23 protein-coding genes and 1 tRNA gene are annotated in these 26,381 nt (G+C 55.2%); 12 read left to right on the top strand and 12 right to left on the bottom strand.

Features of this window, described 5'->3' with window-relative positions; genetic code table 11:
* Positions 1–91: 91 nt before the first annotated feature.
* Entirely contained in the window at positions 92–2,953 is a 2,862-nt protein-coding gene (gene glnE, locus GRH90_RS12720; RefSeq protein ID WP_162366323.1) for a bifunctional [glutamate--ammonia ligase]-adenylyl-L-tyrosine phosphorylase/[glutamate--ammonia-ligase] adenylyltransferase, read from the bottom strand.
* 44 nt (positions 2,954–2,997) lie between these two features.
* A complete protein-coding gene (locus GRH90_RS12715) occupies positions 2,998–4,305 on the bottom strand; it encodes a CYTH domain-containing protein (protein WP_162366322.1) in 1,308 nt (435 codons plus the stop codon).
* 423 nt (positions 4,306–4,728) lie between these two features.
* Here GRH90_RS12715 and GRH90_RS12710 point away from each other — a divergent pair, with 423 nt between their 5' ends.
* Positions 4,729–5,349, top strand: coding sequence for a TIGR04211 family SH3 domain-containing protein (locus GRH90_RS12710; RefSeq protein ID WP_162366321.1), 621 nt, complete (start codon positions 4,729–4,731; stop codon positions 5,347–5,349).
* Between the two features lie 115 nt (positions 5,350–5,464).
* Positions 5,465–6,718, top strand: a complete 1,254-nt coding sequence (locus GRH90_RS12705; RefSeq protein ID WP_162366320.1) for a multifunctional CCA addition/repair protein — start codon at positions 5,465–5,467, stop codon at positions 6,716–6,718.
* A gap of 131 nt (positions 6,719–6,849) precedes the next feature.
* On the opposite strand, the gene bacA is transcribed toward GRH90_RS12705, so the two are convergent.
* Positions 6,850–7,668 carry an undecaprenyl-diphosphate phosphatase gene (gene bacA, locus GRH90_RS12700; protein ID WP_162366319.1) on the bottom strand — a complete coding sequence of 273 codons (819 nt, stop codon included), beginning with the start codon at positions 7,666–7,668 and terminating at the stop codon, positions 6,850–6,852.
* A gap of 144 nt (positions 7,669–7,812) precedes the next feature.
* A complete protein-coding gene (folB, locus tag GRH90_RS12695) occupies positions 7,813–8,172 on the bottom strand; it encodes a bifunctional dihydroneopterin aldolase/7,8-dihydroneopterin epimerase (protein ID WP_162366318.1) in 360 nt (119 codons plus the stop codon).
* A 105-nt stretch (positions 8,173–8,277) separates the two neighbouring features.
* Between folB and plsY the strand changes: the two genes are divergently transcribed.
* Positions 8,278–9,027, top strand: a complete 750-nt coding sequence (gene plsY, locus GRH90_RS12690; protein ID WP_162366317.1) for a glycerol-3-phosphate 1-O-acyltransferase PlsY — start codon at positions 8,278–8,280, stop codon at positions 9,025–9,027.
* A gap of 107 nt (positions 9,028–9,134) precedes the next feature.
* On the opposite strand, the gene tsaD is transcribed toward plsY, so the two are convergent.
* On the bottom strand, positions 9,135–10,148 hold the full coding sequence (tsaD, locus tag GRH90_RS12685) for a tRNA (adenosine(37)-N6)-threonylcarbamoyltransferase complex transferase subunit TsaD (RefSeq protein WP_162366316.1): 1,014 nt from the start codon (positions 10,146–10,148) through the stop codon (positions 9,135–9,137).
* A 437-nt stretch (positions 10,149–10,585) separates the two neighbouring features.
* On the opposite strand from tsaD, the gene rpsU reads away from it, so the two are divergent.
* From rpsU to rpoD, 3 genes are all read left to right on the top strand, one after another.
* Positions 10,586–10,801 carry a 30S ribosomal protein S21 gene (gene rpsU, locus GRH90_RS12680; RefSeq protein ID WP_001144069.1) on the top strand — a complete coding sequence of 72 codons (216 nt, stop codon included), beginning with the start codon at positions 10,586–10,588 and terminating at the stop codon, positions 10,799–10,801.
* A gap of 124 nt (positions 10,802–10,925) precedes the next feature.
* On the top strand, positions 10,926–12,674 hold the full coding sequence (dnaG, locus tag GRH90_RS12675) for a DNA primase (protein ID WP_162366315.1): 1,749 nt from the start codon (positions 10,926–10,928) through the stop codon (positions 12,672–12,674).
* Positions 12,675–12,828: 154 nt separating this feature from the next.
* Positions 12,829–14,670, top strand: a complete 1,842-nt coding sequence (rpoD, locus tag GRH90_RS12670) for an RNA polymerase sigma factor RpoD (protein ID WP_162366314.1) — start codon at positions 12,829–12,831, stop codon at positions 14,668–14,670.
* A gap of 98 nt (positions 14,671–14,768) precedes the next feature.
* On the opposite strand, the gene mug is transcribed toward rpoD, so the two are convergent.
* Positions 14,769–15,275, bottom strand: coding sequence for a G/U mismatch-specific DNA glycosylase (mug, locus tag GRH90_RS12665; RefSeq protein ID WP_162366313.1), 507 nt, complete (start codon positions 15,273–15,275; stop codon positions 14,769–14,771).
* Between the two features lie 133 nt (positions 15,276–15,408).
* On the opposite strand from mug, the gene GRH90_RS12660 reads away from it, so the two are divergent.
* Positions 15,409–15,485: transfer RNA gene (locus GRH90_RS12660), tRNA-Ile, on the top strand.
* 14 nt (positions 15,486–15,499) lie between these two features.
* Here GRH90_RS12660 and GRH90_RS12655 read toward each other — a convergent pair.
* Positions 15,500–15,856, bottom strand: a complete 357-nt coding sequence (locus tag GRH90_RS12655; protein ID WP_162366312.1) for a hypothetical protein — start codon at positions 15,854–15,856, stop codon at positions 15,500–15,502.
* Positions 15,857–16,160: 304 nt separating this feature from the next.
* A complete protein-coding gene (locus GRH90_RS12650) occupies positions 16,161–16,376 on the bottom strand; it encodes a DUF6500 family protein (protein WP_162366311.1) in 216 nt (71 codons plus the stop codon).
* Between the two features lie 145 nt (positions 16,377–16,521).
* On the opposite strand from GRH90_RS12650, the gene GRH90_RS12645 reads away from it, so the two are divergent.
* Both GRH90_RS12645 and tnpA read left to right on the top strand, forming a co-directional pair.
* Positions 16,522–17,163: a glutathione S-transferase family protein gene (locus tag GRH90_RS12645; protein ID WP_162366310.1), complete on the top strand. Its 642-nt coding sequence runs from the start codon at positions 16,522–16,524 to the stop codon at positions 17,161–17,163.
* A 584-nt stretch (positions 17,164–17,747) separates the two neighbouring features.
* Entirely contained in the window at positions 17,748–18,053 is a 306-nt protein-coding gene (tnpA, locus tag GRH90_RS12640; RefSeq protein WP_446678250.1) for an IS66 family insertion sequence element accessory protein TnpA, read from the top strand.
* Positions 18,054–18,220: 167 nt separating this feature from the next.
* Here tnpA and GRH90_RS12635 read toward each other — a convergent pair whose 3' ends face one another.
* Both GRH90_RS12635 and GRH90_RS12630 read right to left on the bottom strand, forming a co-directional pair.
* Positions 18,221–18,682: a DUF5680 domain-containing protein gene (locus tag GRH90_RS12635; protein ID WP_162366309.1), complete on the bottom strand. Its 462-nt coding sequence runs from the start codon at positions 18,680–18,682 to the stop codon at positions 18,221–18,223.
* 435 nt (positions 18,683–19,117) lie between these two features.
* Positions 19,118–20,788 (bottom strand): methyl-accepting chemotaxis protein, encoded by a 1,671-nt coding sequence (locus GRH90_RS12630; RefSeq protein ID WP_162366308.1) that lies wholly within the window; start codon positions 20,786–20,788, stop codon positions 19,118–19,120.
* A gap of 620 nt (positions 20,789–21,408) precedes the next feature.
* Here GRH90_RS12630 and GRH90_RS12625 point away from each other — a divergent pair.
* The gene (locus GRH90_RS12625; RefSeq protein WP_162366307.1) at positions 21,409–22,752 is read left to right on the top strand and encodes a hypothetical protein; all 1,344 of its coding nucleotides are present in this window, start codon (positions 21,409–21,411) and stop codon (positions 22,750–22,752) included.
* Between the two features lie 2 nt (positions 22,753–22,754).
* Here GRH90_RS12625 and GRH90_RS12620 read toward each other — a convergent pair whose 3' ends face one another.
* Both GRH90_RS12620 and rlmG read right to left on the bottom strand, forming a co-directional pair.
* Positions 22,755–23,060, bottom strand: a complete 306-nt coding sequence (locus GRH90_RS12620; protein WP_162366306.1) for a hypothetical protein — start codon at positions 23,058–23,060, stop codon at positions 22,755–22,757.
* A gap of 135 nt (positions 23,061–23,195) precedes the next feature.
* On the bottom strand, positions 23,196–24,323 hold the full coding sequence (gene rlmG / locus GRH90_RS12615) for a 23S rRNA (guanine(1835)-N(2))-methyltransferase RlmG (protein ID WP_162366305.1): 1,128 nt from the start codon (positions 24,321–24,323) through the stop codon (positions 23,196–23,198).
* 213 nt (positions 24,324–24,536) lie between these two features.
* Between rlmG and GRH90_RS12610 the strand changes: the two genes are divergently transcribed.
* Both GRH90_RS12610 and GRH90_RS12605 read left to right on the top strand, forming a co-directional pair.
* Positions 24,537–25,550: a Gfo/Idh/MocA family protein gene (locus GRH90_RS12610; protein WP_162366304.1), complete on the top strand. Its 1,014-nt coding sequence runs from the start codon at positions 24,537–24,539 to the stop codon at positions 25,548–25,550.
* The gene (locus GRH90_RS12605) at positions 25,547–26,278 is read left to right on the top strand and encodes a glutamine amidotransferase (RefSeq protein ID WP_376766074.1); all 732 of its coding nucleotides are present in this window, start codon (positions 25,547–25,549) and stop codon (positions 26,276–26,278) included. Before GRH90_RS12610 ends, GRH90_RS12605 begins: the two co-directional genes overlap by 4 nt.
* The last annotated feature ends 103 nt before the right edge of the window (positions 26,279–26,381 follow it).

Below are 26,381 nucleotides of genomic sequence, written 5' to 3'. Positions count from 1 at the left end.
CTACCCGAGGACTGAATGACTATTTTCGCGTCCGGGATCCCGCTGCCTGGCAACATTAGCCATAAGCCTCCCACGTGGCGGGCGGAGGCCTTCAGCCCAGCCACTTTTTCCAATAGCGGGTTATCAGTTCCCGTTCGGCCCGGAAACGATGCTCCGCCACGCGCCCCGGCAGATCCTGCAACGCCAGATGGTGGATTTCGTCGCGCAGGGAGGTATAGGCGCGGCGCAATTGCTCCGCGTCGTCGACGCTGATAATGCCATTGCGCGCCATCAGCTCGAAAATCCGCACATTATCGGACCAGCGCGTCAGATCAGGCATGGCGGGGGCAAAACGCAGCACCAGATATTGCGCCAGGAATTCAACGTCGGTGATCCCGCCTTCGCCGGCCTTAAGATCAAACATATCGCCGCCTTTGCCGGCCAGGTGCCGGCGCATTTTGGCGCGCATATCGCTCACCTCGGCGCGTAGCGCCGCCGGATCGCGCTGCCGGCACAGCACCTCGCGACGGATCGCCGTAAAGCGGGCCTTCAGGGCGTCATCGCCATAGACCAGCCGCGCCCTGACCAGCGCCTGATGTTCCCAGGTCCAGGCCTCATGCAACTGATATTCCTCGAAGGCGTCCAGGGTGCTGACCAGCATGCCGGCCGCGCCCGAAGGCCGCAGGCGGGGATCTACCTCATACAGCACGCCCGCGGGCGTGCGGGTACTGAATAAATGCATGATGCGCTGCGCCAGACGCAGGTAGAACTGCCGCCCGTCGATACAGCGCTCGCCGTCGGTCATCACCTCGGCCGGGCAATCATGCAAAAACACCACGTCCAGATCGGATCCGTACCCCAATTCCCAGCCGCCCAGCTTGCCGTAGCCAATCACCGCGAAGCCCTGTCCGCCGTCCTCGACCAGATGGGTGGGACGACCGTAGCGCGCCACCATGGTCTTCCAGGCCTGCCGGAGCACGGCGGCAATCATCGCCTCGGCCAGATAGGTTAAGTGATCGCTGACCCTCATCACCGGCAGCACGCCGGTAATATCGCTGGCGGCAATGCGCAAATGCTGCGCCTGCTTGAACTGCCGCATGGCGTCGAGCTGCTGCTCTTCGTCCTCGTCAGGCACCCGCAGCAAATACTGGCGCAGCTCATCGCCATAAGCTTCATGCGCCAGGGGATGGTACAGCGTGGCCGGATCCAACAGTTCATCCAGCAATAGCGGATGGCGGGCCAGCTGGGTGGCAATCATCGCCGAAGCGGAACACAGGCGGATCAAGTGGGTCAACGCGCCCGGGTATTCCACCAGCAGTTCAAGGTAGGTGGTGCGGGACACAATGCTTAACAGCATCGGCGCCAGGCGCCCTAACGCGTCGTCGGCGGCCGGCAGCGGACAGATTTGCGCCAGCAGCCGCGGCATCAGTTGATCAAGCACTTCGCGCCCGCGCGGGCCGATGGTGCGCTTCGCCACGTCGCGCCGGAATTCCGTCAATCGGGCCAGCAAACGTCCGCGCCCGTCTTCATCCAGCTGCGGCGCCAGCAGCCCGGCATCCTGCTCCGGCGCGTCGTCAAACCACAGCGCGCCGTAACGGCCGAAATCCGCCGGGTCGGCCGGGTCGGGCGCGTCGTCGCCTATCAGCTCATTAAAGATTAGCCGTACCCGGCGCATATGGCCGGCCAGCTCGTCTTCAAGCGCCGGCCAGTCGGCCGCCGCCATGCCATAGGCCAGGCGTGCCCGATTCAGCTCGTCGGCCGGCAGGGTCTGGGTTTGCTCATCGTTGATGGCCTGCAGCAGGTTTTCCAGCCGGCGCAGGTAAAGATAGGCCTGGCTTAATTGTTCGGTTTGGCCGGTGGCCAGCAGGCCAAGCTCGCCGATGGCGCGCAGGGTGGGTAATAGCGAGCGTTGCCGCAGGCGCGGTTCCCGTCCGCCGCGAATCAGTTGGAACACCTGGGTGATAAACTCGATTTCGCGAATGCCGCCGGCGCCCAGTTTGATATTGTCCTTTAATGCCCGTCGCCGCACTTCCCGGGCGATCATGATTTTCATATTGCGCAGGGACTGGATGACGCTGAAATCGATATAACGCCGGAACACAAAGGGACGCAGCATGCTGCGCAAATCCTGGCAGTACGCATCCCCATCGTCGCCCATCAGCCGGGCCTTGACCATGGCGTAACGCTCCCAGTCGCGCCCCTGCTCCTGGTAATAATCCTCCAGGGCGGCAAAACTCAACACCAGCGGCCCGCTGTCGCCGAACGGCCGCAGGCGCATATCCACCCGGTAGACAAAGCCGTCGGCGGTGGGTTGATCGAGCACTTTAATCAACCGCTGCCCCAGGCGGGTAAAAAACAGCGCGTTGTCCAGCTCGCGCCGCCCGCCCCGGGTGTGGCCGCTTTCCGGATAGGCAAAAATCAGATCGATATCGGAAGAGAAGTTCAGTTCGCCGCCGCCCAGCTTGCCCATGCCCAGCACCATCAGCGGCTGCGCGTCCCCGCGCGCGTTGCCCGGGGTGCCCCATTCACGGCAGCAGGCCCGGTAGAGCCAGTCGCGCGCCGCGATTATCAGGGTTTCGGCCAGACTGCTGAGTTGCGTCAGTGTCTCGGCGGTCTCGCAGGTGCCGAGCGCCTGCGCCCAGCCGATGCGCGCCAGGGCGCGGCGGCGGAACAGCCGCAGTTCGCGCATCAATGCCGCATCGTCCTCTACCGGCGTCAGCCGCGCCTGGAGCAAGGCGTCATAATCGCGCCACTCATCCGCCCGCGGCGGATCGCGGCGCAATTCCTCCAGCCAGTCCGGCCGCGCAATCAGCGCTTCGCTGATAAAATCGCTTAACGCCAGCGCGACGGCCGTGTCTTCATCCGCGACAGGAGACGAGGTTGCCACGGCGGCCGGATCGCCAGGCGCCGTTAGCCGGACGGCCATGGCCCGCGCCTGACGGCGCAATAGGGGGGGAAGAGGCTGGTTCATCATCGTACTCCTGGTGGGGATACGGGCAACGTCGCCGCCGCGGAGGCTTAGCGATTACTGACGCTGAGCCAAAAGCCCGTCTGGGCCAACGCCTGGCGCCGCATAACCTCCACATCGTTGGTGCCGGGCAGCATAATCGCCTGCTGTAGCGCCTGCCAGTGCAGGATATAGGATAAAACCTTCTTGACCGGATAAGCGCCCGACAGCAGATGGAAAGCCATGATGCGCCGCTCCAGGCGAGGCAAGTGCTGCTGATACTCCTCGCGGGACATCACCCGGCCGAACGCCACTTTTAATTCGGCGGCGCAGCGCGACAGCATAATATCGGCAAAGCGTTTAAAAGAGCCGTCCAATTTGCGGCGCGCCTTGTCGTCGATACTGCCCTGCCAGCCGGAAAGAATTAACCAGCTGGTAAGCGCCAGCTTACATTGCAGGTAGGCGGCCTCGTAACACAGGCCCTGGGCATCGCTGTCCGGCGACTGCAGCAGGTCGGTGACCTCCGCCATCTGGGCGCGCAGTAGGTTGGTGGCTTTGCGCGGGATCATATTGCCCATCACCACAAAGGTTTCGCGAATCAGCATAATCGCGGACAGGATGCTTTCGCGCGCCGACGGTATCCGCGCAAGCCATAATTCCTCATGGTATTGCCAGTGGGCAAGCGCCAGCGACAGCGCCTCGCTCAACCCCTGCTCCACCGTCGCCCTGGGCGCGGGCCGCAGCAGCGGCAGGGCGCGGATTTCACGCGGCTCATTGCCCGCGGCCAGATGATAGCCGCGCGCGGCCTTGCTCAGGCTGCCCTGCCTCAGGCCGCCTTCGGCGCTGAACGAGCGGGCAAACGCCAGCAAATCGGCGACATGGCCGCGCAACAGCTCCATTTCCAGCTCGCAAATGGCCTCGCTTACGTCGCCGGCCGCCACCTCACCCTGGTCAAAGGCCACCTCTATCTCGCTTTCACCGTGAGTAACCACCCACTTCTCGCGTAGATAGTCGGTACGGAACAGCGGTTCCAGCCGCGCTTGCAGCGTCGCCGCATCCATGCCGGCCGGCCAGATATCGGCGGGCAGCAGCGCGATATCTAATTCCGGACCGGGCAGCGGAATAGTATATTCCGGATGCTGATGCAAGCCGCCGACAATTTTGCCGGCGGTTTTTGCCGTCATCTCGTAGCGTTCGTTATGGCCGCGCACGCGCAGCCCCACGCCATGCAGACGCAGGTCAAGCCCGGCGGTGTCAAAATAGCTGTTGATCAGGCGTTGCGCTTCCGAATAAATCCCCCCGCGGGCGGACACCCGCGCCGACATGGACGACACCGCATCGGGATGAACGATAAATTTTATTTCTATTTCTTCACTCATAGCTTCGGTTACACCACTGGTTGCTGTACGAGCCGTTGCGGAACGGCACCCTTCCCTAGGGCCATCGGCAACAGGGAACCCGCGCAGGAGTCGGATTGAACAGCTTAATAATCGTCTTAATGCCGGTTACGGACAAGCACTGATATGATTTAAATGACAATTTATAACAAAAAACTAATGCGCTTACCTAAATATACCGTCGTTTTTATTCGTTACGGGGCGCTTTTGCGCTATAACCCGCATATTCCCTGTTCAATTGGGTAACCAGGGTCTGTTAACCGCTGCTTTAGCGCCATTAATGAATGGCCGGGCCAGAGCCTTGCGCCCCCTGATAGTAAGATAGTTCCCATTTTTGTTTAAGCATTGCGCCGTCAAACTGAACCCACTACTATCGACCCACATTTGCCTGAAAACGACGGAACTATGTACAAATTACGCCATCTTTGCTTCGCGTTATTGAGTCTAGGCTTCGCCGCCAGCACTCATGCCGATGAAAAACGTTTCATCTCCGATGAACTCATCACCTATATCCACAGCGGGCCGGGCAACCAATACCGGATTGTCGGCACGTTGAATGCCGGGGAAGAAGTGGCCCTGCTTAGCGTCAGCGAAGGCAATAACTACGGCCAGATTCGGGATACAAAAGGCCGAACCGCCTGGATCCCCCTCGATCAGCTCAGCGACCAGCCCAGCCTGCGGGCCAAGGTGCCGGCGCTGGAGCAGCAGGTCCAGACGCTGACCCAACAGCTCAACACCATCGACGCCGGCTGGAACCAGCGCACCGCCGAGATGCAAAAAAAAGTTACCGAAAGCGACGGCAATATCCAGAGCCTGCGCGATGAAAACCAAAGCCTGAAGGATCAACTGGTGGTGGCCAAGAAAAAAGTGGATGCCGTGGCGGTTCAGCTGGATGATAAACAACGCGCTATCATCATGCAGTGGTTCCTGTACGGCGGCGGCGTGGCCGGGGTTGGCCTGGTGCTGGGATTGCTGATACCCCACCTTATCCCGCGCCGCAAAAAAGACAATCGCTGGATGAACTGATCCTGCCGGTTTACCTGACGTCGTGTAAGGTAAGCGTGCGCAATGGGAAAATAGCGTTGCGGATGCGGCTACACTTAACAGATGATGACAAAACCGACATTGTCAGGAGTTAATAGTGAAAAAATATCTGGTCGGCGGCGCCGTCCGCGACAGGTTATTACAATTGCCGGTGCATGAGAAAGATTGGGTGATCGTTGGCGCTACCCCGGACCAACTGCTGTCCGAGGGTTATCAGCAGGTCGGCAAGGATTTTCCGGTATTCCTGCACCCGCGCTCGCGCGAGGAATATGCCCTGGCGCGCACCGAGCGCAAGTCCGGAACGGGTTATACCGGTTTTACCCTGTATGCCGCGCCGGATGTTACGCTGGAACAGGACCTGATGCGCCGGGATCTGACCATTAACGCCATCGCGCAGGATGAAGACGGCGAACTGGTCGACCCCTACCATGGACGCGAGGATATCGAGCAACGGTTATTGCGCCATGTCTCCAACGCGTTCGGCGAAGATCCGCTGCGCGTGCTGCGCGTGGCGCGTTTTGCCGCGCGTTTCGCCCATTTAAGCTTCCGTATCGCCCCGGAGACCATGCTGCTGATGCGGCAAATGGCCGACGGCGGCGAACTGCCGTCCATCTCGCCGGAACGGGTATGGAAAGAAACCGAAAAAGCGCTGGCTACCCGCAATCCGCAGGTCTATTTCCAGGTATTGCGCGACTGCGGCGCCCTGGCGGCGCTGTTTCCGGAAATCGATTGCTTGTTTGGTGTTCCCGCCCCGGCCAAATGGCACCCGGAAATCGATACCGGCATCCATACGCTGATGACGCTTTCGGTGGCGGCGCAGTTATCGCCCGACATCGCCGTGCGCTTCGCCACGCTGTGCCACGATGTAGGCAAGGGCCTGACACCGCCCCATCTGTGGCCCCACCATCATGGCCACGGCCCGGCCGGGGTAAAGCTGGTGGAAGCCCTGTGCGCCCGCATGCGGGTGCCTAACCAGGTGCGGGATCTGGCAAAAATCGTCGCTGAATATCACGATCTGATCCATACCGTGGACCGGCTCACCCCCAAGACCCTGATGAAGCTGTTCGGCGCCATCGACGTTTGGCGCAAGCCGGAGCGACTGGAGCAGATGATCATGACCAGCGAAGCCGACGCCCGCGGCCGCACCGGTTTTGAAAACACCCTTTATCCGCAGGGAGACTACCTGCGCGAGGCGTATCGCGTGGCGGCGTCGGTCACCAACCGCGAGGTGATTGAAGCGGGTTTCAACGGCGCGGAAATCGGCGAGGAAATCCGCCTGCGCCGCCAGAAGGCCTTGGCGGAGTGGAAACTGCGCCGGGAACAGTCGCGCGCCGAGACCCTGCAAGACTAGCGACTAGCCGCTCTTGCCCGCTCTTGCCGCCAAATGCGTTGCCCGACCAATAACAAACGCCCTGCGGATTTATCTGGCAGGGCGTTTTATCATTTCACGTATGGAGCCGCCCATGGCGGCCGTTAGCGGCGTTACATCAGCACCCAATACACCACGCCCGCCAGGATAAAGCGGTAGATGGCGAAGGGAACAAACGAGATGCGCTTGATGATTTGCAAGAACAGCTTAATGGCAATCAGCGCCACGACAAAGGCGGTGACAAAGCCCACCGCAAACATCGGGAAATCATGCCAGGACAGGAAAGGCAGGCTTTTGTAGAGATCGAGGACGGTCGCCCCCAGCATCATCGGCACCGCCAGGATAAACGAGAATTCCGACGCCGCGTAACGACTCACCCCGACCAGCAGACCGCCGCTGATGGTGGCGCCGGAGCGGGAAAAACCCGGCCACAGCGCCAGGCACTGGAAACAGCCGATCAAAAAAGCCTGCAGGTAGGTAATATCATCGATGCCGGCGGCGCGGGGCACCTTCGGTTTCAGCCATTCACCGGCCAACAGCAGCACCCCGCCGACCACCAGTGCGTAGACCACGTATTTGGCCTCGAACAGCCCTTTGATTTGTTCATGGAACACCAGGCCCATGACCACCGCCGGAATCATCCCCAGCAGGATATGCCCCAGGCGCAGGCGACCGGTGCCGATCCCCTCATGTTTCACCTGGCCGAAATGAATGCCGATCAGGCCGAACAGCCGCCGCCAGAACATCACCACCACCGCCAGTATCGACCCCAGCTGGATAATCACCTCAAAGGTTTTCGCTTTATCATCCGTGAAGCCCAGCAATGTGCCGACTAAAATCATGTGCCCCGTCGAGGAGACCGGTAAAAACTCCGTTAACCCTTCCACCACCCCAAGAATGAATGCAATCAACACATCAGGCAGATCTGTCATACCACGCGTTCCCCTCAATCGACCGACAACAAAAAAGCGGCGGTTTGACTGCAAACCCAGCCGCTAAAACAACCCGGAAAATGAGACAAACATACGGTAAAAAGGTTTCCGCTGCATGAATTTTAGATTAAGAGTCATAAACTTTCAGACTTTTCGGTTACCACGCTCGATTATCACGCCGACGCTTGCCGCCTGGGGCACCGCACCCGGCTTGCTCAGTTTGATACGCACCCAGGGCAGGTTGAAACGCTGGCGCAGCAGGTCGGCCACTTCTTCGGCCACCCGTTCCACCAGCGCAAACTGATTGGATGAAACAAAGGACAGCACCGTATCGCTGACATCGGCGTAGCTGAGGCAATCGGCCACGTCGTCGCTACGCGCCGCAGGCCCGTTATCCCAACCCATCTCGATGTCGAACACCAGCTTTTGCCGGCGGTTTTGCTCCCAGTCATATACCCCGATAACCGTCATTACCGTTAACTGTTCTATAAATACAATGTCCATGCGCCATACCCGGTTTTTGTGGATGTTGGATACCACTTCGAAAGGAATATGGGTATTATCCACAGTTAGGCCAATAAAACGATGATTACGGGATGGAACTTGGTTATGAATGCTATCGCGATTGGCATGATAATCTTCGCCTATCTTTGCGGCTCAGTCTCCAGCGCGATTCTGATATGCAAACTCGCCCGCCTGCCGGATCCCCGCACCCACGGTTCCGGTAATCCGGGCGCCACCAACGTGCTGCGTATCGGCGGCAAGACGGCGGCGGCGAGCGTCATGGTGTTTGACGTACTCAAGGGCATGCTGCCGGTATGGCTGGGCTACCATTTAGGGGTGCCGCCGTTCTACCTGGGCCTGATTGCCATTGCCGCCTGCATCGGGCATATCTACCCGGTGTTTTTTCATTTCCAGGGCGGCAAAGGCGTTGCCACGGCGTTCGGCGCCATCGCCCCCATCGGCTGGGACCTGACCGGCCTGATGGCCGGCACCTGGCTGCTGACGGTTTTGCTGAGCGGTTATTCGTCGCTGGGCGCCATTATCAGCGCGCTGATCGCGCCGTTTTATGTCTGGTGGTTCAAGCCGCAGTTCACTTTTCCGGTGTCGATGCTGTCGTGCCTGGTGCTGCTGCGCCATCACGACAATATCCAGCGGCTGTGGCGCGGCCAGGAAAGCCGCATCTGGCGCAAACGGCAAAAAGACAAGGATATCGACCGGCAGGAAGGCGGCCAACCGGGGGGAGAAGGCGATCCCAAGGCCGGGGCGCAGCATGATAAGGCCCCGGACCGCCCGCAAGACTGCCCGCAAGACTGCCCGCAAGATAAGTTAGATGATAAAACGCCAGACCGTCGCTAACCCAAAAACCCCATCTGGCTGCGAGCGCCGGCAGGCAGGGAAACCAGGCGCCGCTAACCCGTTCCCGCACCGACGGCGGCCATGATCAAAACAGCGGCGCCGTAACATTACACCGGCGTCAGTTCGGCCAGCGGCCAGCGCGGCCGCACGGTAATGTCCAACCCCGCGTGAATGCCGTTTTGCAGGCGCACCATGCCCGCGTAGGCAATCATCGCGCCGTTGTCGGTGCAAAATTCCGGGCGGGCATAAAACACGTTGCCGCCGCGCTTTTGCATCATCTCGGCCAGACGCTCGCGCAGGGTGCGGTTGGCGCTCACGCCGCCCGCGATCACCAGCCGTTTCAGCCCGGTCTGGTCCAGCGCCCGACGGCATTTAATCGCCAGCGTGTCCACTACCGCATCCTCGAACGCCCGGGCGATATCCGCCCGCGTCTGGTCATCGTGCCCGTTGGCGCGAATGGTATTGGCGGCGAAGGTCTTCAGGCCGGAAAAGCTAAAGTCCAGCCCCGGCCGGTCGGTCATCGGACGCGGAAAGGTAAAGCGCCCGGCCACGCCCTGTCGCGCCATCAGGGATAACAGCTGGCCGCCGGGATAATCCAGCCCCAGCAGTTTGGCGGTTTTATCAAACGCCTCGCCGGCCGCGTCATCGATGGACTCGCCCAGCAGTTCATATTGCCCGATGCCGGTCACGGCAATCAGCTGGGTATGCCCGCCCGATACCAGCAGGGCGGCAAAGGGAAATTCCGGCGGGTTCTCTTCCAGCATCGGCGCCAGCAGATGGCCTTCCATATGATGTACCGCAATGGCCGGCACCTTCCAGGCATAGGCCAGTGCGCGCCCCACGGTGGCGCCCACCATCAGCGCGCCCACCAGCCCGGGACCGGCGGTATACGCCACGCCGTCGATATCCCGCGCGCGCAGCCCGGCCTCGCTCAGCGCGGCCTGGATCAGCGGCACGGTCTTGCGCACGTGATCGCGCGAGGCCAACTCGGGCACCACGCCGCCGTAGTCGGCATGCAGCTTGACCTGGCTGTAGAGCTGGTTGGCCAGCAAACCCGCCCGGCGGTCGTAAATCGCCACGCCGGTTTCGTCGCAGGATGTCTCAATACCCAATACACGCATAATTTCTTATCAACTCCACTTTGTGCGGCGGACAGTCTAGCATAATCCCGGTCAGGGGAACCCGTCGGCGCGGTTAATCGGCGCGTAAATTCGGTGTCTTTATTGCCCGGGCCATGATACAAGTATCGACCTTGTGGATCGCGGGATCCGCGGGAAGATCCAGGATCGGGCCAAAAAGATCCCGGATCAACAGGCCGGGCCATTTAATATCGGGCTTTTTAATCGAGCGCGCCAATCATGTGCAGCAAATTTGGCCATTTTGCGCTATAATCAGACTCAGAAAACGTGAGCGGCGCGGCAAACGCCCCTACGCCTGCAAGATCATTGGCCGTGGCGCTTTACAAAGCAGCCCTGGTTGAAGTAAAATTCCGCACCATTTTGAAACGGCTGACACAAGGTCAGCAGCAAAATCCGAATTCTATCGAGGTGAGAGTTACATGCCGGTAATTAAAGTACGTGAAAACGAGCCCTTCGACGTAGCACTGCGTCGCTTCAAACGTTCATGCGAAAAAGCAGGTGTCCTGGCCGAAGTTCGTCGTCGTGAGTTCTATGAAAAACCGACTACCGAACGTAAACGCGCTAAGGCATCCGCTGTAAAACGTCATGCAAAAAAATTGGCTCGCGAAAACGCACGCCGCACTCGTCTGTATTAATTTTTCGGGGTGAAAACCCCAACCGCGTGATTAATCCGCAGACTTAGCAGTTGCATACGAAGGCCGTGCGATCCGGAAGGATTGCGCGGCTTGTTCTCGTTTATAGGCTAACCAATCAGGGCTTATGGCTGGACGAATCCCACGCGTATTTATCAACGACTTGTTGGCTCGTACCGATATCATCGACCTGATCGACGCTCGGGTGAAGCTAAAAAAACAAGGCAAGAATTATCACGCTTGTTGTCCGTTTCACCATGAAAAAACCCCGTCGTTTACCGTCAATGGCGAAAAGCAGTTTTACCACTGCTTTGGGTGCGGCGCCCATGGTAATGCCATCGATTTCCTGATGAATTACGACCGGCTTGAGTTTGTCGAGTCCATCGAGGAACTGGCCACCATGCACGGGCTGGAAGTGCCGTCCGAGGCGGGAGTGGGCCCAAACCAGCAGGAACGCCACCAGCGCCAGAGCCTGTACCAGGTGATGGAAAAGCTCAGCGGCTACTATTTGCAGGCGCTGCAGCAGACTGCCGCGGCGCCGGCGCACCAGTACCTGACCAAACGGGGATTAAGCGCGGAGATCATCAGCCATTTCGCCATCGGCTATGCCCCGCCCGGTTGGGATAACGTATTAAAACGTTTCGGCCGGTCGGCGGAAGATCGCACGGCATTGAACGATGCCGGAATGCTGGTGACTAACGATCAGGGACGGGTCTACGATCGCTTCCGTGAGCGGGTCATGTTCCCGATCCGCGACCGGCGCGGACGGGTTATCGCCTTTGGCGGACGCATCCTGGGCGACGGGCAGCCTAAATACCTGAACTCGCCGGAAACCGAGATTTTCCATAAAGGCCGCCAGCTGTACGGTCTTTATGAAGCGCAGCAGAAACACCCGACACTCACGCGGCTGCTGGTGGTGGAAGGATATATGGACGTGGTGGCGCTGGCGCAGTTCGGCATCGATTATGCCGTCGCCTCGCTTGGCACCGCCACCACCGCCGAGCATATCCAATTGCTCTACCGCGCCACGGATCAGGTCGTCTGCTGCTACGACGGCGATCGCGCGGGACGGGAAGCCGCCTGGCGGGCCTTGGAAACCGCCCTGCCCTATTTGAACGACGGGCGCCAACTGCGCTTTATGTTCCTGCCGGACGGCGAAGATCCCGATACGCTGGTGCGCCAGATCGGTAAAGATGCCTTTGAACAACGCATGGAACAGGCGCAGCCGCTGTCGGTGTTTTTGTTTGAAACGCTGATGCCGCAGGTGGACTTAAGCAGTCCGGACGGCCGGGCCAAGCTCAGCACCCTGGCGCTGCCGCTGATAAGCCAGGTACCGGGCGAAACGCTGCGCATGTACCTGCGTCAGCAACTGGGTAACAAATTGGGCATTCTGGACGATAACCAGTTGGAAAAACTGCTGCCCAAGCACGCGGGCAACACAAATATTTCGCCGCAACCCCGGATAAAACGCACAACCATGCGTATACTTATAGGATTGCTGGTGCAAAACCCGCGCCTGTCGGCCCTTATCCCGTCATTACAGGGATTGGAGCAGGCGAATCAACCGGGTGTGCCGCTGTTTATGGAATTAGTCCAGACCTGCCAGGCGCAGCCGGGCCTGACCACGGGGCAGCTGCTGGAGCTGTACCGGGATAATAAATCCAGCCCGCAGCTTGAAACCCTGGCGATCTGGAACCACATGATCATAGAAGATATGATCGAAGCGACTTTTGTCGATACCTTGACGAGTCTCTACGATTCCATACTGGAACAACGTCAGGAAGAGCTGATAGCACGCGATCGAACGCACGGATTGACGACCGAAGAACGTAAAGAGCTTTGGTCTCTGAATATGGCTCTGGCCAAAAAGACATGAATGACACCGAGGCTTAATTGCCTATAAATGGCAGGGCAATGCCCTGTGCGATGCCGTACTGGGCTGCGGCGTTAAACAACGGCCTGATCTCTTGTTGGTGATGAAATTTCACCGACCAACACCGAATTATAATCTGAAGTGTGGATACCGTCTTATGGAGCAAAACCCGCAGTCACAGCTCAAGCTACTTGTCACTCGTGGTAAGGAGCAAGGCTATTTGACCTTCGCCGAGGTCAATGACCATCTGCCGGAGGATATCGTCGACTCCGATCAGATCGAAGACATCATCCAGATGATCAATGACATGGGCATCCAGGTGATGGAAGAAGCACCGGATGCCGACGACCTGCTGTTGGCTGAAAATACCTCCGACACCGACGAAGATGCCGCAGAAGCCGCCGCGCAGGTCTTATCGAGCGTGGAGTCCGAAATTGGACGTACCACCGACCCGGTGCGCATGTACATGCGTGAAATGGGTACCGTAGAACTGCTGACCCGTGAAGGTGAAATCGATATCGCCAAGCGTATCGAGGACGGGATTAATCAGGTGCAATGCTCGGTAGCCGAGTATCCTGAGGCAATTACCTACCTGCTGGAACAATACGACCGCGTCGAAGCGGGCGAAGCCAGGCTGTCTGACCTGATCACCGGTTTTGTCGATCCGAACGCCGAAGAAGAGATGGCGCCGACCGCGACCCATATCGGCTCCGAGTTGACCACCGCTGAACTGGCCGACAATGATGACGAAGAAGAAGAAGATGACGACGACGCCGAGGACGATAACAGTATCGATCCCGAGCTGGCGCGGCAGAAGTTCGTCGATCTGCGCGATCAGTATGAAGCCACGCGCACGGTAATCAAGGCCAACGGCCGCAGCCATGCGAAATCGGCGGAAGAAATCCTCAAGCTGTCCGATGTGTTCAAACAGTTCCGCCTGGTGCCGAAGCAGTTCGACTATCTGGTAAGCAACATGCGTTCCATGATGGATCGCGTGCGTACCCAAGAGCGGCTGATCATGAAGCTCTGCGTCGAAATCTGCAAAATGCCGAAGAAAAACTTCGTCACGCTGTTTGCCGGCAACGAAACCAGCGAAGCCTGGTTCAAGGCCGCGCTGGCGATGAACAAGCCGTGGTCGGAAAAACTGCGCGAAGTGGATGAGGATGTCCATCGCAACCTGCAAAAGCTGCGCCAGATCGAAGAAGAAACCGGCCTGACCATCGAGCAGGTGAAGGACATCAACCGTCGCATGTCCATTGGCGAAGCGAAAGCGCGCCGCGCCAAGAAAGAGATGGTGGAAGCGAACCTGCGTTTGGTTATCTCGATTGCCAAGAAGTACACCAACCGCGGTTTGCAGTTCCTGGATTTGATCCAGGAAGGGAATATCGGTTTGATGAAGGCGGTGGACAAATTTGAATACCGCCGCGGGTATAAGTTCTCGACCTACGCCACCTGGTGGATTCGTCAGGCCATTACCCGCTCCATCGCCGACCAGGCGCGCACCATCCGTATCCCGGTACATATGATTGAGACCATCAACAAGCTCAACCGTATTTCCCGCCAGATGCTGCAGGAAATGGGCCGCGAGCCTACCCCCGAAGAGCTGGCGGAACGGATGCTGATGCCGGAAGATAAAATCCGCAAGGTGCTGAAAATTGCCAAAGAGCCTATCTCCATGGAAACGCCGATCGGCGACGATGAAGATTCGCATCTGGGCGATTTCATCGAGGATACCACCCTCGAGCTGCCGCTGGACTCCGCCACCTCGGAAAGCCTGCGCTCCGCCACCCATGACGTGCTGGCCGGCCTGACCGCCCGTGAAGCAAAAGTGCTGCGCATGCGTTTCGGTATTGATATGAATACCGACCATACGCTGGAAGAAGTGGGTAAACAGTTTGACGTTACCCGCGAACGTATTCGTCAGATCGAAGCGAAGGCGCTGCGCAAGCTGCGCCATCCCAGCCGGTCTGAAGTGCTGCGCAGCTTCCTGGACGATTAGGTTCCGTCGGGCTCCGCACGGGCCCGCCTTGGCGTTTAAACGGCATTAAAAGCCCCACTCTTAACCGTGGGGTTTTTTTACGGCTGGAGTATGGGCAATCATCTGCCCCGCGTCGCCAGGACGGCATCCAGCTCGCGATAGGATTTAATCAGCGTCTCGAATCCCATGCGGTTCAGGCCGCTGGGATTGGGCAGCACCCAGACTTCGGTATTGCCGATGGTCACTTCCTGCTTGCCCCAGATAGCGTTGCTGACCCGGAACGCCTGTCGGTAGGCCTGCTTGCCCAGTACCGCCAGCGCGGTGGGCTGGTAATGCTGTATCTTCTCGATCAGGCGCTTGCCCCCTTCCCGATACTCGGCCAGCGATAGCTCCGTCGCCTCGGTGGTGGGCCGATCGGCCAGCATGGTGATGCCGCATCCCGTCACCAGCAGTTGACGCTCTTCCTCGGGCTTTAGCTGCCGCTCGGTATACCCGGCCTGATGGATGATTTTCCAGAACCGGTTATTGGGATTGGCGAAGTGCACTCCCTTATGCGCGCTGGACAACCCAGGGTTGATACCGCAAAAAACCACCCTCAGCCCCGGGGCCAGAATGTCCTCTATCATCTTGAAAACTCCAGAAAATGCATTGAGCTATAAACACCCAATAATAATAGCGCGGAATTGGCGATAAATCAGCCAAGCAAATCCAGCCCCTCTGGATCTGTCCCCGGAGTTACTCTATAATCAACGCCCACTCGGCCCCTTAGCTCAGTTGGTTAGAGCAGGCGACTCATAATCGCTTGGTCGCTGGTTCAAGTCCAGCAGGGGCCACCAAGAAAAACGTTAAATTAAGCCAGCCGTCGAGCTGGTTTTTTTTGTGCCTGAAAATGGCGATGGCGATGGCGATGGCGATGGAATTTTGCCGCATCGCCTTTCAAGCCGACAAAAGGCGTGTATGGAGAGGGGACCAAGGCGGCGGAAGTATTTGTCAGAAATGAGTTAACTCCATTACAGGAAAGGATGAAGTAATTAAATGAGATTATTAAAAATAATATTATTAAATTCTTAAATTGTTCTTTCCGCATGCTGCTTTGCAATGCTAAATCCCTTTGCTTTTGCCACAGCAAGTAATGATGCGACAACCTCTTCTCTGCCGCAGCAGGAGCAAACAACAAAACTCCCCGCCGGAAGGGAATAACCTTCATAGGGAATGACGAAATCCGCTAAGTGGCCGAAGATACAGCGCAACCTGATTGATTCTTTGGGTCTTCCGCTACAGCATCTCTTTTGTTCAAAACAAGCACGTCTTTAAGCCGGATACATCGCAAACGATCTCAGTGGTAATGACGATGCTACGGAAATTTGTGATGTCGTATTTACCTAATGTTAACATGTCGTGTTCCGCTTACTCTTTTCCTTCATGCGGATAACCCGGAAGAATTCAGAGCCAGCCTGAAGCGTTAGCCCCCGGCTAACGTTGGAAATCCGGAGGAGTGCCCTTTTTTAAACTTATTGGGAATGTATAAGGGCCTTGATTTTAGTCGCCTTCTCAAAATGATCGAACTCCATATCAAGAATCCACCATGTTGCAGCTTCCATAAGAAGCTCAGGGTCATCATTCTTATTGGAAAAAAACGCATAAAATGATAAGCCGACATTACTGCCTTTAGCCGCTATTTTCGCGTCGCACGTATTTATAATTTTTTCCTTAAGGCTATCTCTCATCATCTCTCCTTGTTAACTTTGGCTGACAACAGCTACGACCATCAGTATCTTATCATCCTCCGGTAATCCTCCCATAAAACCGGGGTACACTTAAGCAGAATTTTCTCGTAACATGATGATCCAACACCGTGCAGGAGGCCGTTATATGCTGCAAGTATGGGGACGAAAAACCTCGTCCAATGTCCAGGCGCTGATGTGGTGTATTGGTGAATTGGGACTTGATTACCAGCGTTATAATATCGGCCATAAATACGGCGGCAATGATACGCCGGCGTTTTTAGCCATGAATCCTAACGCTACCGTGCCGGTACTGAAAGATAACGATGGCCCGGCGATATGGGAAACGGGCGCTATCCTGCGTTATATAGCATCTCGATATGGTACTGAAGCCTTTTGGCCGCGGGATGTAAACCACAGAACGCAGGTCGACATGTGGGCGGAGTGGTCAAAAATCAACGTGGCGCTTGGCTTTACCGCCCCCATATTTTGGCGCGTGGTACGCACCGCTGCGAAAGACCGGGATCCAGAGGCGGTTAGCCATGCCGTTGATCGGCTGGCAACAGTATTGAATATTGCCGAAAAACAATTATCAATATACCCTTATTTGGCAGGGAACGATTTTACCCTCGCCGATATTCAATTCGGCCACCTGCTTTATCGTTATTATGACATTGATATCAATCGTCCCGCGCTGCCCAATTTAAAAATGTATTATCATCGGCTGGCCTCTCGCCCTGCCTATCAAGAGCATGTTGTGGTTTGCTACGAAGAGTTAAGGGTTTCATAATTCCACGAACAAATGCAATATATAATCCAGTTTATCTTCATCCTGGTCATCTGAAAAAAACAGAGTCAGGAATGACCATCAGATTTAGCTTAACAATTAACATATTGATTGTAAAATACTGATACAAAATTGCGATGGAATTATCCAATGGATTATAACATCCAAGATGTTATATTAGTACACTAACATATAACATCTTGGAAAATATTGTGATTCATGATAAATTTCAACACAATCAAAGCCATGACATTTTGGCTGGTCTGGATGCCCAATCGCGTTTATTTTCGATTATATATAAAACTGGCTATACGTCGATTCGCTCTACTTTGTTACTTCTTCATCTTACGATAGTTACAACACGTTTTAGATAAGTCATTCTTCTTATTAGTCATATGAGTAAATGGAACTGGTATTGTCAAAATTATTTCCAAACGATAAAGCGAATGGTATATTCCTGTGTAACGCGCCATCACGATAAAAAGCAGGAATAGCATATAATTATAGTTTTAGTATAATTAATGTTAATAAATATCTTTAAACCCAGCAGCATTATATTTACAAAAAATAAATTATCGAGGTAAGTAATGGCAAACCGGTATCCCCTGACTGTACAACTACAACATATCCAGGCATGGCTGCTCAGCGGATTGTCAAAGCAGGAATATTGTATGCAGGAAAAATTGACGCTAAGCACCTTTTATTATTGGTTAAACAAAAATAATTTTGAGGCATCCCAATCCAATGTCGGGCTGGATGGCAAACCGGCCAGGCGGACTGAGGTCGCCAGGGACGATCCCAATACCGTTACCCTCCACCTGCCGAACGGCTGCTCCGTCAGTTGTTATCCGGGCCAGTTGACAACCGTTATGCAGGCTTTGTCATTGGCATAGCGCCCCCGCCATACCCAAAAATTCCGCTTGCCTGCCGGCTGGACATCGGTGCGCGCTCCATCGCGCCTGGTCATAGTAGAATAGAGCGCTATGCAATATAAGTGGGCAGCCATTACCGGCCAGCTCCGTTAACCACTGGCTACGGTTGTGGCGGATGATGACCAGGGTTAAAATATCACATCGCCGCCCGAGTAACTTAGTCTATAAATTATCCGTTGGTCTTCCAACGTAACCGTCTCGGCGCCGTTATACTTATTGATTGAACCAAAAAAACTGTTGTTGTAGTGCATCTTGCCATCCTGAAACTCGGCAGGGCCCCTGATAGGCTGTTCTACCGTAGACCTGGCCAGGTTCTGCCTGACGAACCTATAGATTTTCCTGACGCAATCGTCTGAATCTTCATGATTGATGGCGCCTCCTTCATAGGCCATGACCCATATGGGCTTGTTATCCCTCAGAATTAAAATCTTGCCATTTAGCGAACGATAACCCACATAATAATTTCGATAAATAAAATCATCTCTGCAATGCTCTATCAGCTTCATGTCGCCGGAGTGAGTATCTTTGACAATAATATTGTCGGGGAATCTATAAAGGAACTTATTTGCTTCTACTAAAAACGCAATCATTATATTTTAATTATCCCCTTGAAAAGGGCGCGTTATACTACCAATACAACCTTAAGACAATATTACGACAAACGGTCGCCATATGTCCCCATCAACCCTGGCGCAGGCCATCGTGCAACCCTAACATTAGGAATATTGTATTTGCAAGCCATTAATATTCCAGCAATTTTGTCAGTTATCTATTATCAGATGAAAATTATATTGTATGCCGATAATTTGTATACATATTGTTTTTTATGGGCACCCTAATCGGGTAAAATAAAAAACAATCCGTGAAGGGTTGGAAGAGTTTTTTTTACTAAGATCGATGACATCACGAATAAAAGCCACGGCGGAGGTGTAAAATATAGGAATAATCCAAACCAGGGAATGGGCTGAATGCATGCCCGACCGCCTGGTCGGGCATGCATTCAGCGTATGGTTAACCGTTGGCGATCAAAATGTTTGCCAATGCTCTTCCTGCGCGGGCGAGGTCTTCCTGCCAACGCTCGCCAACGGCGTCCCGGCGTTTGGCGCTGTCGCAGGTCTGCGCGCTACCGCGCCCCCGGTCTGTTTTAACTGGAATACCGCCACCATTTCCGTCAGGTGGCGGGCCTGCTCTTCCAGCGACGCCGCCGCCGCCGCCGATTGCTGTACCAGGGCGGAGTTTTGCTGGGTCACGCTGTCCATTTCCGTGACCGCCTGGCCGATTTGCTGTATTCCTTTGCTTTGCTCGTCCGATGCTGAAGCGATTTCACCCATAATGTTGGTTACATGGGTGATGGCCTGCACAATATCATCCATGGTTTCACCGGCGTGGGCGACCTGGGTTGAACCAATATTTACCCGTTCCACCGATTCGTTAATCAGGGTCTCGATTTCTTTCGCCGCCTCGCCGCTGCGTTTAGCCAGGTTACGCACTTCACTGGCCACCACGGCGAATCCCCTGCCCTGTTCACCTGCCCGGGCGGCTTCCACCGCGGCGTTCAGCGCCAGGATATTGGTCTGGAAAGCAATACTGTTAATCACGCCGATGATATCAACGATGCGCCGCGAGCTGGAGGCGATGCTGCCCATGGTAGCGACCACTTCCTGCACGCTGACGCCGCCTTTCATGGCCGTTTGCGAGGCCGATGCCGCCAGTTTGCTGGCCTGGTGCGCATTGCCGGTATTTTGCTGCACGGTGGAATTAAGCTCTTCCATGCTGGCGGCGGTTTGTTCCAGGGCGGAGGCTTGTTGTTCGGTACGTGAAGACAAATCGGTATTGCCCATCGAGATCTCGCTCGATCCCTGGTAAATCGCCTCGGCGCTGGCGCGGATGCTGGTCACGGTACCTGCCCAGCTGCTTTGCATCTCAAGCAGGAACGGGATTAGCTGGCCAACGCAGTTGCGACCGAATTCCTTTATGTCGACATCAAGCCGTCCGGCCGCCAGTTCGCGGAAATAGATTTTGATGTTGTCCAGCGGCTTGACCAGATAACGCACCAGGTAGCGGTCGGTGGCCACCATGATTAATATGCCGGCCAACAGCGCCCCAATCAGCGTGCGCTGGCACCAGGTCACCAGCAGGTTAATACGAATACTGGAGTCCGCTTTGATTTTTTCTATCGAGGCATTGTATTCCCGCATGGCGGCGGTGAACTCTTTGCGCAGGGGCAGGTAGGTCTGCTTAAGCAGGCGGTCGACATCATCATGGCCCCCGGCCTGTGCCGCCTGGACAAGCGGCTGCATTCCCTGGCTATAAAGCCGCAGGGAGGTATTGTAGATTTTATCCACCAGCGCAGGCTCCAATAACCCGTGATCCATGGTTTTGAACTGTTTCAGCCCTTGGTCAATCGCGTTGAGTTCAACCGACGCCGCGATCATTTCCGCGTCGAATTCCTGTTTATTATCGGCTTTGGCATCTTTCACCGCCCGTTCCAGGGTGGTCACCAGACGGTAGTAGTGATCGTTGGCGCCGTTGATGATATCGCCGTTAAGCTGTTGGTTATCACTTAACTTCAGGGTTTCATTTACCTGGTGCAAGGAAAACAGGGTAAAAGTGGAGACCGCCGCCCAGAGCAACGAAAAAATAACGAGGATGACTAATAGCACCACTCTGATTTTTAGATTTTTTAACACACTCATTGGATCTTCCTTTCGCTTTCTTCGTTACTCCGTACCCTGCAGCCCGGACGGTGGTCTTGGCTCGCCGGCTTCTTGCCCGATGCCGATAATACAGCATTGGGATCGCGCCTTATGGAAATATGCCTGGTGATAACGGCAACGCAGTTATCATCGGCAGAAATGGCCCAATATTTATGGTTTAAAAAAAATTTATCGATATGATCAAGATATACGTCATAAGTGTGATATTTATGCGTTAAAAAATCATTGACTTGCAAGATAAGATGATTTTATAAAAACATTTCTTCGCCTTGCTTAACTTTGTAATTATTAGCAATCAAACTATATTCACGTATGACCGGTACGCAAGGCATTGGGATTTTTCCTTGACGAATATTTTGCATTTGATCAGGCGGATATGGAGGGGATTCGCTTATTTTCCTTGATGCGGTTCATTCAAAATCCGTCATTAATATATTAAACAAATTTTAAATCTCTATTTACAATTTTTTACGTGATATGAACTAACATACAGCCCGTCTTTTTTGATCGTTAATTAGAGAAAGCATTTTAAACTCTTTTTTCATCGCCAAAAATTTCACATATTAACAAATTTATATTTATTATCATAAGAGGCAAACATGCTAGATTTTCAACTCAGCGGCATTACATTGCATCGCAATAGTATCACACGCCACGATGAGTGTGCTGAAATAAAAAATGGTGAGGAACATTGTGATCAAAGAATTTTTAACGAAAATATTGATTTTACAAAGCCTATTTTTCAAACCAAACATTGCGCGTTGCAAAACGCTTTCCATCCGCCACCCGAAGAGGATTATCTGTCCCTATGCGTCAAGGGCTGCGTGGAAGATGGCTCCGCCCATGCCCTCCGTCCCACATCCTATATCCATCAGGTGGCGGCAAGCCGGAATACCCGCGAGCGTGGTATATTTAATTTCATGCTTAACCACTGGTTACAGTTGCTCAAAGAGGACATTAACGATGAGATTAAGAAAAAACTTAGCAGCCTGGTGCGATTGTTTTTATATGAGCATGAGATATCTCATTATTCTGGTTCGCCGGCAGAGCACGCATTACCGTGTGCTCAACAGGCCGTCCTGCCCGGGGAATTACGGCCCATCGTTTCGGCCGGTAATCTTATAGATAGAACATTATTAGACACATTAATTTATTTGCTGTTAAAAAAAGACGACACCTATCATTGCACGTCGTCTTTGATTTATAAATGCCAAAGCAAGGCCAACCTTAATGCCTTGCCTAAGCATTTACGCGAAGCCGCTGATAAAAGCCTCAGCCTTGCACAAAAAAAATTGGGCATGTTAACAATTGGCCAAAAATTAATAATCCCCTTGTTAACTTTAAATTCAGAAAAGGAGGAAAGCTGTTCTCCTGACGGCCATTTTAGCGCTGTGTTGGCGGTAAAAAAACCACAGGGTTTTGAATTTAATATTTTTGATAGCAACGATCCCAACGAGGAAAATAAAGAGAAGGAAATACTCATCGATCGGCTGATCGAAACGTCGAGCAGTAACGAAATCCGCTATTTTGGCAGGCAGTTCCAATTTAATAACGATTGCGCTATTCATACCTATAATTTTTTCAGGTTATGTATTTACGCACCGGCCCAAACGGTATCTTCAGCGGAAAACATGCACGCGTTATTAAATAATTATATCAAAAACATAGAGAGATTGAATGAATTGCTGGAGGGGAATACCGCGGCGACCAGCCAGCTGCTGCGCATCCTTTTTGTGCTGGATGGCATCAAAAGCGGTTACAGGCAGGGATTGGTCGACGATCCGCAACTGCTGTGCCTGATCTATGGCGTCGATGAACCCACCGGGCCAGATACTGTCGCCATCAACCGTTCGGCAAGCTTATGGCAACGATTACGCCGCGGCTCGTCGTTAACCTCCAGGCCCTGGAAGAAACGCAGCACCAGTGATGCCTCAGCGACATGATATCAGTTGATACCCGGCAAGGACTGGCGGAACGCCGACGCATCCCGGGCCAACGCATCAATATGGGAGCTTAATATTTTTATTTTATGTATCAGCGGATTACGGTCTGGCGAGCTGTCCAGGTTGTTGAGCTGGCTGACCAGCAGCGCATTTTGCTCACGCAGTTTTGCTTCGCGGCGCAGGCTTGAATCCAGTTGTTGCTGCAAAGTCTGATGGTCTTGCTGCCACAGTTTATGGTGGCGGCTAAAGCTTTGTTCCAGCTCCGTCAACGCATCGTTTAACCGTGTTTCGAACTCTTGCAACAGCATAATCGTTCCTTAAAAATGACCCTGGGCGAAGTATAATGATTGTCGGCATGTGCAACAAATTCGTTATAGTTCGCCTCTCTCTACCAAAACGCTCAGCAAAACGTCCTGCAAACCCGGTGGGACCCGCCCGTATCATCAGGTTTTCACCGCGCGCAACACCACAAATTTTGGATTCGAACCAAGCGTAGCGCAGTTACCGAATAGCTGTTTGATCTGATGATAATAATCCAAATGCCGGTTGGCAACGATGCGCAATTCCCCCCCTGGCCGCAGGCTGCGTTTAGCATCCCGGAACATACCCCTGGCGATATGATCGGTTAACACCTGCTGCTGATGAAAAGGCGGATTGCATAACACGGCCTGTACGCTGTCGGCGTCATACCCCACCAGTGAATTGCCCACCACAAACCGGCAGCGCGCCATATCATCGGGGCGATTGGTTGCTATATTAATCCGACTTGAGGCGATCGCCATATAGGATTCGTCGATAAAATGCAGCCCGGCGCGGGGGTTTTGCCCCAGGGCGGTCAACCCCAGCACCCCATTGCCGCAGCCGAGATCGATCAGGGTCCCATCAAGCCCTTCGGGCAGGTATTGCATAAAAAAGCGCGCGCCGATATCCAGCGTTGCGCGTGAAAAGACGTTGGCATGGTTGTGGATCAGGTAACCATTCTCCTCAAGCGGCCAGACGCAGCTCTGCTCCTGGCCGTTCACCGCAGGGGCGGTCACCTGGCTGAAAATCAGCCGGGCTTTCTTTTTGGCCAGTGAAGTGCGGGTGGACCCAAGGATATCGCTAAAGCGTTGCAGGGTTGAATTATGGATGTCCCTGACCTTTCCCGCCGCGATAACCTGCGTGCCGGGGCCGGACACCCGCCGCAGGGCATACAGCTGATGTTCGAGCAGCGCCAGGGTCTTGGGTATTTTCATCAGCACCAGGCCGGGGGACGCCGGCAACGGGGCCAGGCTGTCTAAAAAACGGATTTCGCCGTCATCCGTCGCGTTTTGCCCGGCGTTATGACGGGTCGCCAGCTGGCTGAGAAAAGAGTCGCCAATGCTGTAGGGTGAGCCAGCGCGCAGCGCGCAGGCCAGCGCGCCGAAGCTGTCGTTAAAAATCAGCGTCGGCCCGGTGATGGCGCCCAGCGTTGCGACATGGGCCAGCAGATATTCGTCCGCCGCATCCCAGGCCTGTAAATTGCCATCGGCCGCGCCGGGTGGGTACCTGTCAAGCTCCAGCACGCCGGAGGCATAGTCAAAGCGGCTCATTGGCCTTTCCTGAAAGAGTCGAATTGGGGTGTTTATCCCTGAAAACGCGCCGGCAGTAAACTCTTTTTTCATCCCTTGGGCAAAAACCGCGCCGGTAAGGGACATTGGTGGATCGGACAGACGTTTTTTTCCTGCCCGACTGGATGTTTTCCTTACAGTATTAGCATGCTAATCTGAAACCTCTTATAACACTGCGCAGGATAATAATTCGGTATGATTCGCTTCGCCGTGATAGGTACCAATTGGATCACCCGTCAATTCATCGATGCCGCCCACGAGAGCGGCAAATACAAACTGACGGCCATCTATTCCCGCACTCTCGCGCAGGCGCAAAGCCTGGGGATCGACTACCCGGTCCAGCACTATTTCGATTCGCTGGAGGCGCTGGCGCAGTCCGATGCCGTTGATGCGGTGTATATTGCCAGCCCCAACTCCATGCACTGTCGCCAGGCGCTGTTGCTCCTCGGCCATAAAAAGCATGTGATCTGCGAAAAGCCGTTGGCCTCCAACCTGCGCGAGGTGGAAGAGATGATCGCCTGCGCGCGCGCCAACCAGGTGGTGTTATTCGAGGCGTTTAAAACCGCCAGCCTGCCCAATTTCCTGGCCTTGCAACAGGCGCTGCCGCGAGTGGGCAGGCTACGCAAGGTGTTTTTCAACTATTGCCAGTATTCCTCCCGCTACCCGAAATACCTGGCCGGCGAACAGCCCAATACCTTTAACCCGGCGTTTTCCAACGGTTCGATCATGGATATCGGCTTTTATATGCTGGCCAGCGCCGTGGCGCTGTGGGGCGAACCCCACCGGCTGTATGCCACCGCATCGCTACTGGAAAGCGGCGTGGACGGACACGGCACGGTATGCCTGGATTACGGCGGTTTTGACGTCACGCTGAGCCATTCAAAAGTCAGCCAGACGGCGCTGCCGAGTGAAATCCAGGGAGAAGAGGGTTCGCTGGTTATCGAAAAAATGTCCGAATGCCAGCAACTAACCCTGGTGCCGCGCAGCGGTAATAAGCAGGACCTGACCCAGCCGCAGCATATCAATACCATGCTCTACGAGGCGGAGCGCTTTGCCGCGCTGGTGGAAAACAATGAGGTAGATCATGCCGGTTTGGCGCAATCGCGCGTCACGGCCGGCCTGTTGACCGAAATCCGCCGCCAGACCGGCGTGGTCTTTCCCGCCGACGGCCTGGCGGTCAATAACCCTGACGCCGGGGCGGTGGCATGATGTCCAGGCTAAAACCCATATTGATCCTGCAAACCGGCGATGCGCCGCAGGACGTGATTGCGGCCAACGGTAATTACGATACGATGTTCCTGCAGGCGACCGGGCTTGGCGCCGGACAGGTACGGATCGTCCATTTGCCGGGCGGCGAACGGCCCGACGCGCCGCAGGCCTATAGCGGCGTACTGATTACCGGATCGGCGGCCATGGTGACCGAACGGCTGGCCTGGAGCGAATTTGCCGCCGCATGGCTACGCCAGGCGATGGATGCGGAAATACCGATTTTCGGCGTATGCTACGGGCATCAGCTGCTGGCCCATGCGCTGGGGGGCGAGGTGGATTATCTGGCCGACGGCATGGAAGTCGGCACCCAGCCTATCGAACTGCTGCCCGCCGCCGCCAACGATCCCCTGATCGGCCAATTGCCGGAGCGGTTCCCGGCCAACCTTATCCATTCGCAAACGGTGGTCACGCCGCCCAGGGGCGCCACCGTGCTGGCCCGATCGGCGCGCGATCCCCATCAGATCCTGCGCTATCGCCATAATGTGGTGACCACGCAGTTCCATCCGGAATTTTCCGCGGCGGTGATGCACGACTTTTTATCGGGCATGACGGTCCAGGACCCGGAGCGGGGGCCGGAGCTGGCGCTAATCGGGCGCGAGCTTAGCGATACGCCCGACAGCGAGGCCCTGATGGCGGCGTTTGTGCGGCAATGCCTGCAGGCGGTCTAACGCGGCGCACGCGGGCACCGGCTATTAAACCGGGTGGAAGATTGACTGTCGCAAATATTTACATTAAGGTTGCGCATAGCAAAGGGGAGTAACTTCTTCGTCG

It is taken from the genome of Acerihabitans arboris, assembly GCF_010131535.1.
Lineage (GTDB): Bacteria > Pseudomonadota > Gammaproteobacteria > Enterobacterales > Enterobacteriaceae > Acerihabitans > Acerihabitans arboris.
This window is presented reverse-complemented; position numbering and strand designations above follow the sequence as displayed.